Raw genomic sequence first — 7,174 nt, forward strand, 5'->3', positions numbered from 1 at the left:
GGCTCAATAATGTCTTGGAAATTCTGGTCGATTCAGTCTCTACTTCTCAAAACGATGGTTTTTTGGGGGATTGCCGTTTGATTTCCGCCGTACAGGGTATAAGTGGCGTTGCGCTCAATGGTTTTTTTATTAAGTTTTGCACATGAACTGCAGTGTCGCTAATAGGAGGCAATATGGGTGAACAAAACAACTGGATGGAATTTACCCGGTTTGTGCCGGGCTTTGATTTTCTTAAAGGACTTGTGCCTGCTGGGTTGGCAGGGGCGGCGGCGCCTTCTGCTGCTCCCAGCAAATTCCAGCAGTGGCTGGCGCCAACGATGGATGAGGTCGAGGTTCAAAAGCGTATTGATGAACTGAAGGTGGTGCAATTTTGGCTGGAGCAGAATGGGCGGGCGCTGGAGGCCACTATTCAGGCGCTGGAAGTGCAGAAAATGACGCTGACAACGTTGAAAAGCATGAATGCTGGAGCGCAGCAAATGGCGCAGGCTTTTACAGATGGAGTGAAAGAATCCACGCAGCGATCAACGCAGGCGTTCGACCAGAGTTTTGCGAGTAGCGAATCTTTTGCCTCGGGTGTTCATGGCGCTTGCGTGGATGATAGGGCAGATAAACGCGCAAGGGAGGCCTCAGCGGAGAAAGCAACTTCGGATGCTGCTGCCCATGCCCAAGTCATACAAGCCCAGGCTGTGCAATGGTGGGGTGCATTGACGGAGCAGTTTCAGGCAATTGCCACGAAAGCCCTGGAGGATATTGGTCAGAACATGGCCGCAGCTGGGCAGAGGATGCCTTCAGTGGATTCGACTGAGCAGGGGCAGTCCACGCAAGCCAAAAAGAAAAGTGCACGAGCCGAACCGGCTGCTACGAGTAAAAAGACGGCAGCAACCCGACGGACAAAAAACGCTGCTGCTTCAAAAGCAAGCCGCGCCGTGCCGGCTGCCTCACAGCGCCAAGCAGTGCCTGGTGCACCCAAGTCAAATCGAGTGGTGCGTTAAGTAAGGGGAGGGCAGACGCAAGTGTGTGTAGTACCGACCGTTTAAGCCTAAAGTCTTACTTTGCTTTGGTGGGCGCATTTTCATAAGGGGCTTGCTTCTTGTCTTTTGAGTGTGAGGCCTTAGATTAGCGTTTCGGTCTGATCTGCCGCTTTGTCATGGACTGCTAGGTTGTGCAAAGGGGCTTGACAATCGGGCTACACTTTTATGTGGTCAGCTGAATCTGCGACTCGCGTCGGTAGCGAGTGCTCGAGATTTTGAAGACTGGCTTGTTTGATTTTGAGGATTTCTACCATGGCCCTGATTCCAATCACTATCTTGACCGGCTTTTTGGGGGCTGGTAAAACAACCCTGCTCAATCGCGTGCTGAAAGAGTCTCACGGGCAACGCATTGCGGTTATTGAGAACGAATTTGGCGAAGAGAATATCGATAACGAGATTTTGGTGCGTGAGAGTGGCGAGCAGATTGTGCAAATGAGCAATGGTTGCATTTGCTGCACGATTCGCGAAGATTTGCGTAGTACGTTGGTGAGTTTGGTAGCACAGCGTAAGAGTGGAGAATTGGCGTTTGATCGCATCATCATTGAAACGACGGGTGTTGCCGACCCGGGCCCAGTGATTCAGACTTTTTTCATGGATGAAGAGGTGGCTGAAAACTACCTGATCGACAGCGTAATCACCCTGGTTGATGCAAAACATGCCCAGCAACAATTGACTGATCGGCAGGAGGCGCGTCGGCAGGTGGGGTTTGCAGATCAGATTTTTCTGAGCAAAACTGATTTGATTTCAGCGGCAGAGAAAGAGGCGTTGGTACATCGGCTCAAGCATATCAATCCGCGTGCACCTATCGAAGCGGTGCATTTTGGGGAGGTGGATCTGCATAAAGTGCTGGATTTGCGTGGTTTTAATCTCAACGCCAAGCTGGATGTGGATCCTGATTTGTTGGCTGCTGATACCGATGAGCACGAGCACCATGAGCATGGTGCCCACTGCTCGCATGAGGAGCATGACCACCATCATGCACATGGTGAGCATTGCAATCACCCGCATCACCATCATCACGACGATGATGTCAAAAGCTTTGTTTTTCGTGCCGACCGGCCATTTGACCCAGTCAAGTTAGAGGACTTCCTCGGAGCTATCGTCAATGTCTACGGCCCTAAGATGCTGCGCTACAAAGGGGTTTTGGAGATGGCAGGCACGGAACGCAAAGTCATTTTCCAAGGTGTACATCAACTTATGGGGAGCGATTTGGGTCCCGCATGGGCAGAAGGGGAGCGCAGAGAGAGCAAGATGGTTTTTATTGGCATTGATTTGCCGCGCGATATCTTGGTGCAAGGCTTGGAGCAGTCCTTGGTTGCCCCTGTGCAGACTTCTTGATGTGTGGCTCCAAGCCATAACCGTGCTAGCTGTGCCGTTGTTGCGCTAGATTGCGGGCCGCTACGGTTGCAGACAGAGGCATAGTTGGCGCGTCAAAGAATTGTTCTGTCGCCTCCTATGGTATTGACTCAAAATGTGTTTGCTTTAGGTGCGCAATAGGCTTTTTGAGTGGTTTTTTGTGTGCGGCTGCCTATGCTTCGTCGTTGCTTTTTCATTGGGCATACCATGCCGAAATAGGGTGGCATTGCGATGGTGCTTGGCGAAATAGGCGTTTTGGCTAAAATCCATCGGCTCTAAAGGGCTTGGGTGTGCTCGATAGGTGGGGCTATTGGCCTAAAACCTGCTGGTTACTATTTGTCCCTTTGGAATTAGGCCACAATGGCCGCCATTAAGAATGGCTACTGGCTCCAGTAAGCCGATTGGTGTGTTTTTACGATTATTCAAGAAGAGGCGGTTGGAAAGACCATGGCTACTAAAACCACTTCGCGCGCTGGCGCTGCCCCTGCTAAAACAGCCGATAAGGCGACTGCTAAGAAACTCGGCGATGTGCAGCAGATGACGGACCAAGATGTCTTGGCAATGCCTGAGGCTGACTATATGAATGCAGTGCAGCTGGCGTTTTTTCGCAATAAGTTGGTGCACCTCAAAGATGACATGCTGCGAAAAGCTGGCGCAACAACTGAATACTTGCGCGAAGAGGTCTCCGTGGTGCCCGACCCAGCAGATCGAGCCACCATTGAGGAAGAACATGCTTTGGAGTTGAGAACGCGTGACCGTGAGCGCAAATTGCTTAAAAAGGTCGAGCAATCCATTGCGAGTATTGATGCGGGTGACTATGGGTATTGCGAGGAAACGGGCGAGCCGATCGGAATTGGCCGTTTGTTGGCTAGACCTACTGCAACCTTGTCTTTGGAGGCGCAGCAGCGTCGTGAACTCAAGCAGAAAATGTTTGGTGACTAATCCTGTCCTCTTCCCGTTTTCCGATTCATGAGTACAGAGAATGCCGCACCTCCACCAGTTCCTGCTTCACAAGAGCAGGGAGGTGGTTTGCTGTCAAAAGTGGTCAAGTTTGTCAGTAATCCAACCAAGGATTGGAAGGAACTGGAGTCGCGTGCATCGCCGTCGCAGCAGTCGAGTACTGTTGCTGATGATCTAAATGCCCAGCAATTGCGCGAGCGCATTGAGCGTAAGCGCCGCAATGACTTTATTCGCAAGGCTGAGTTTGCGCATTTGCGCAAAATCATCAATACACGCAAGAAGCAGCGTCAGCCTAATTTATCGGCCAGCGTTTTGGCGCAGTTAGCGAGTGCGCAGGCTTCCGGCGTTGATTCCAGCGTTGCTTCGCGGCCTGTTAAGAGTCGTTCTGGAACGCTAGAGAAAATCAATGAGATCGAAGCGCAATTGTCCAAACAGTGGTGGCAGGCTGGTCACCGTGATGGAGATTCGCAGTTAGCACAAGAGCCGCATGGCGGCCATGAGGGAGTGGGCGCAGAGGGTGTGGAGGCGCCATCTGATTTTTTTATGGGTAGCTCCAGCTTGTTCTTTGTGGACGAGGTGGCTCAGCATGTGCGTCAGGCACGGCAGGATATGGAAGCCGGTCAGACTGCAGCAGTCGCTTCCAGTCATTGGGTTGGCTTGCTTCGCCAGATGGACGAAGTGCTGGAGTTTTTCGGGTTTCAGGAGAATTTTGTGCATCAGGCAGACTTGGAAGAGGCCGCCATCTTGTTCGCAAGCCATCGGGTGGCAGACGCAGAGAAGGTGTTGGTGGATGTGATTCGCAAGCATGCGAATGGGGATCCGCAAAGTCAAGTCGATATCTGGATGACCTTGTTTGATCTGTATCGGGCGATTGGTACACAGGATCGCTTCGATGCAGTTGCGCTTGATTTTGCTAAGCGATTTGAGCGCTCTGCCCCCACATGGATTTCTTTGCCTGAGCAGCTAGGCATGGCGCAGGAAGATAAGGATCACAAACGACCTTTGTCTTGGACCAGCCCGCCCGAGGTTGCACTGCAGACCGTTACGACATTGTCAGCGCTGCAAGAGCGCGCTTCGTCCCCCTACCAACTGGGTTGGGGGCGTCTGACTTTGATACAACCCGACGCAGTTGACGCATTGACCGATTTTTTCAACCGTCTTGGCGCATTGCCTGGTGTGTTGAAGTTCGTTTCGGTGGAAAAGCTCAATGACTTGCTGGCCGAGAAAACGGTGGTCTCTGATGCTTCGGTCGACGCGCGTTGGTGGCTGCTGCGATTGGCGGTTATTCAATTGATGGGTGATGCAGATCAGTTTGAATTGGTGGCATTGGACTACACCATCACATATGAGAAATCGCCCCCGACATTCCGTGCGCCTGTGTTGCAGTATTCCAGCAATGATGACGGCACCCAGGCCGTTACATCGGAAAATACTGACGAGGCTAAGTTCACGATGCAAACCGGGACTTTACAAGGTCGTATTGATCAGGATGCGACGGCCCTTCTGGATCAAACTGTTGGGTCATTGCCTGACAGTGCGCCCATTACGATTGATTGCAGTAAGCTCATTGCGATTGATTTTGCTGCTGCAGGCTCGGTGTTGAACTGGGCCGCGTTGCAGCAGAGTAAAGGCCGAGTAGTGGTTTTCAATCAGCTGCATCGACTGATTGCCATCTTCTTTAATGTCATTGGCATCAATGAGCACGCCAAAGTGGTGCCGCGCAAAAATTGAGTGCTCATGCATGTATCGGGCGAGAGCATTTTGAATGGTGTTTTGGCTGATTTTGCACATCCAATAAATAATTATTGAGCTGTCTTGAATATGAGGTTGATTGCCTCATATGGCGGTGATGGAACAATACCACGGCACAACTATTTTGAGTGTCCGTCGACGAGATGCGGCGGGCAATATGCAGGTGGCTATCGGTGGCGATGGTCAGGTCACTCTAGGACATATTGTGGTCAAGGGAACTGCGCGTAAAGTGCGCAAGCTCTATCACAATCAAGTGCTGGCAGGTTTTGCCGGTGCAACGGCAGATGCGTTCACCTTGTTTGAGCGCTTTGAAGCCAAGCTTGAAAAGCACCAGGGTCACTTGGCCCGTGCCGCGATTGAACTGACCAAAGATTGGCGCACCGACCGGGTGTTGCGCAAGCTCGAGGCCATGTTGGCTGTGGCTGATAAAGATGTGTCTCTGATCATTACGGGTAATGGCGATGTGCTCGAGCCTGAGCAAGGCATTGTGGCCATCGGTTCTGGTGGCGCCTATGCCCATTCGGCCGCGAAGGCGCTGCTAGCGCACTCGGATTTGTCTGCGCGAGACATTGTGAAGCAGTCGCTGCAAATCGCAGGCGAACTGTGCATCTATACCAATCAAAATCACACCATCGAAGTATTGGAGTGATGGACTTTGTTCGTGAGCCTGTCGCTAGCATGCGCAGGCTCATTTTTATCTGTTTTGTTTGAGAGTGGTTGCATGTCTTCAATGACTCCCCAGGAAATTGTTTCTGAATTGGATCGCCATGTCGTTGGGCAAAAATCAGCCAAGCGTTCTGTGGCCATTGCATTGCGCAATCGTTGGCGTCGCCAGCAAGTGCCAGAGGCCTTGCGCGCAGAAATTACGCCTAAGAATATTTTGATGATTGGGCCTACTGGTGTGGGTAAGACGGAAATAGCGCGTCGTTTGGCTAAGTTGGCCGATGCCCCATTCATCAAGGTGGAGGCTACAAAGTTCACGGAAGTGGGTTATGTAGGCAAAGATGTGGATTCCATTGTTCGTGACTTGATCGAAGTGGCGGTCAAGTTGGAGCGTGAAAGTGAAATGCGCCGCATGCGTACGCGCGCTGAAGATGCAGCAGAGGATCGCATTTTGGATGTCCTGATTCCTGTTGCTTCAGGTGCGACTGGTGAAGTTGCCACTGATGGCACGGCTCGTCAAGTGTTTCGCAAGAAGTTGCGCGAAGGCCAGCTTGATGACAAAGAGATCGAGTTGGAGTTGGCTGAGTCCAAGCCGCAACTGGAAATCCTCAGTCCATCTGGCATGCAGGATATGGCGGACAGCTTGCGCGACTGGATGGGGCAAATGCAGCAGGGCAAGAAGAAAAAACGCAAGTTGCCAATTGGTGAGGCGCGCAAATTGCTTGTCGAGGAAGAGGCTGCCAGTTTGGTGAATGAAGAGGAAATTCGCAGCCGTGCTTTGCACAATGCAGAGCAAAACGGCATTGTCTTCATTGATGAAATCGACAAAGTGGCAGTGCGCAGTGAGAGTTCTGGCAGTGATGTATCGCGCCAAGGCGTGCAGCGTGATCTGTTGCCTTTGGTTGAAGGTACCACCGTGCAGACCAAGTATGGCATGGTGAAGACGGATCACATGTTGTTTGTTGCCTCGGGCGCATTCCATTTGAGCAAACCCAGTGATCTGATTCCTGAATTGCAGGGGCGCTTCCCTATTCGGGTGGAGTTGTCTTCATTGTCTGTGCAGGATTTTGTTGCCATCTTGGCCAATACCCATGCCTCCATTGTCAAACAGTACCAAGCCTTGCTGGAGACTGAAGGCGTGCATCTGCAGTTCCAGCCTGATGGGATTGAGCGTTTGGCGCAACTGGCGTGTGATGTCAATGAGCGCACAGAAAATATTGGCGCACGCCGCTTGTCTACGGTGATGGAGCGCTTGCTCGATGACATTAGTTTTAATGCGGCTCAGATGGCTGGGCAAGCTATCGTGATTGATGCCGCTTTTGTGAACGAGCGTTTGGCAGATCTAAGTCAGAACGAAGACCTCTCTCGTTACATTCTTTAAGGAAACTCTGCAAAAGGTCAGTCAAAGCCGA

At 51.6% G+C, this 7,174-nt stretch carries 6 protein-coding genes; all 6 read left to right on the forward strand.

The window, feature by feature from the left end:
- Positions 1-173 precede the first annotated feature (173 nt).
- Positions 174-992 (forward strand): PhaM family polyhydroxyalkanoate granule multifunctional regulatory protein, encoded by an 819-nt coding sequence (locus E9531_RS17105; protein WP_136574986.1) that lies wholly within the window; start codon positions 174-176, stop codon positions 990-992.
- Between the two features lie 291 nt (positions 993-1,283).
- A complete protein-coding gene (locus E9531_RS17110; RefSeq protein ID WP_136574987.1) occupies positions 1,284-2,369 on the forward strand; it encodes a CobW family GTP-binding protein in 1,086 nt (361 codons plus the stop codon).
- Between the two features lie 465 nt (positions 2,370-2,834).
- Positions 2,835-3,329: an RNA polymerase-binding protein DksA gene (gene dksA, locus E9531_RS17115; RefSeq protein WP_136574988.1), complete on the forward strand. Its 495-nt coding sequence runs from the start codon at positions 2,835-2,837 to the stop codon at positions 3,327-3,329.
- 27 nt (positions 3,330-3,356) lie between these two features.
- Positions 3,357-5,078 carry an STAS domain-containing protein gene (locus tag E9531_RS17120; protein ID WP_136574989.1) on the forward strand — a complete coding sequence of 574 codons (1,722 nt, stop codon included), beginning with the start codon at positions 3,357-3,359 and terminating at the stop codon, positions 5,076-5,078.
- A gap of 118 nt (positions 5,079-5,196) precedes the next feature.
- Positions 5,197-5,748, forward strand: a complete 552-nt coding sequence (gene hslV / locus E9531_RS17125) for an ATP-dependent protease subunit HslV (protein ID WP_136574991.1) — start codon at positions 5,197-5,199, stop codon at positions 5,746-5,748.
- A gap of 72 nt (positions 5,749-5,820) precedes the next feature.
- Entirely contained in the window at positions 5,821-7,143 is a 1,323-nt protein-coding gene (hslU, locus tag E9531_RS17130) for an ATP-dependent protease ATPase subunit HslU (RefSeq protein ID WP_136574990.1), read from the forward strand.
- Positions 7,144-7,174: the final 31 nt, after the last annotated feature.

This window comes from Lampropedia puyangensis, from assembly GCF_004833285.1.
Lineage (GTDB): Bacteria > Pseudomonadota > Gammaproteobacteria > Burkholderiales > Burkholderiaceae_C > Lampropedia > Lampropedia puyangensis.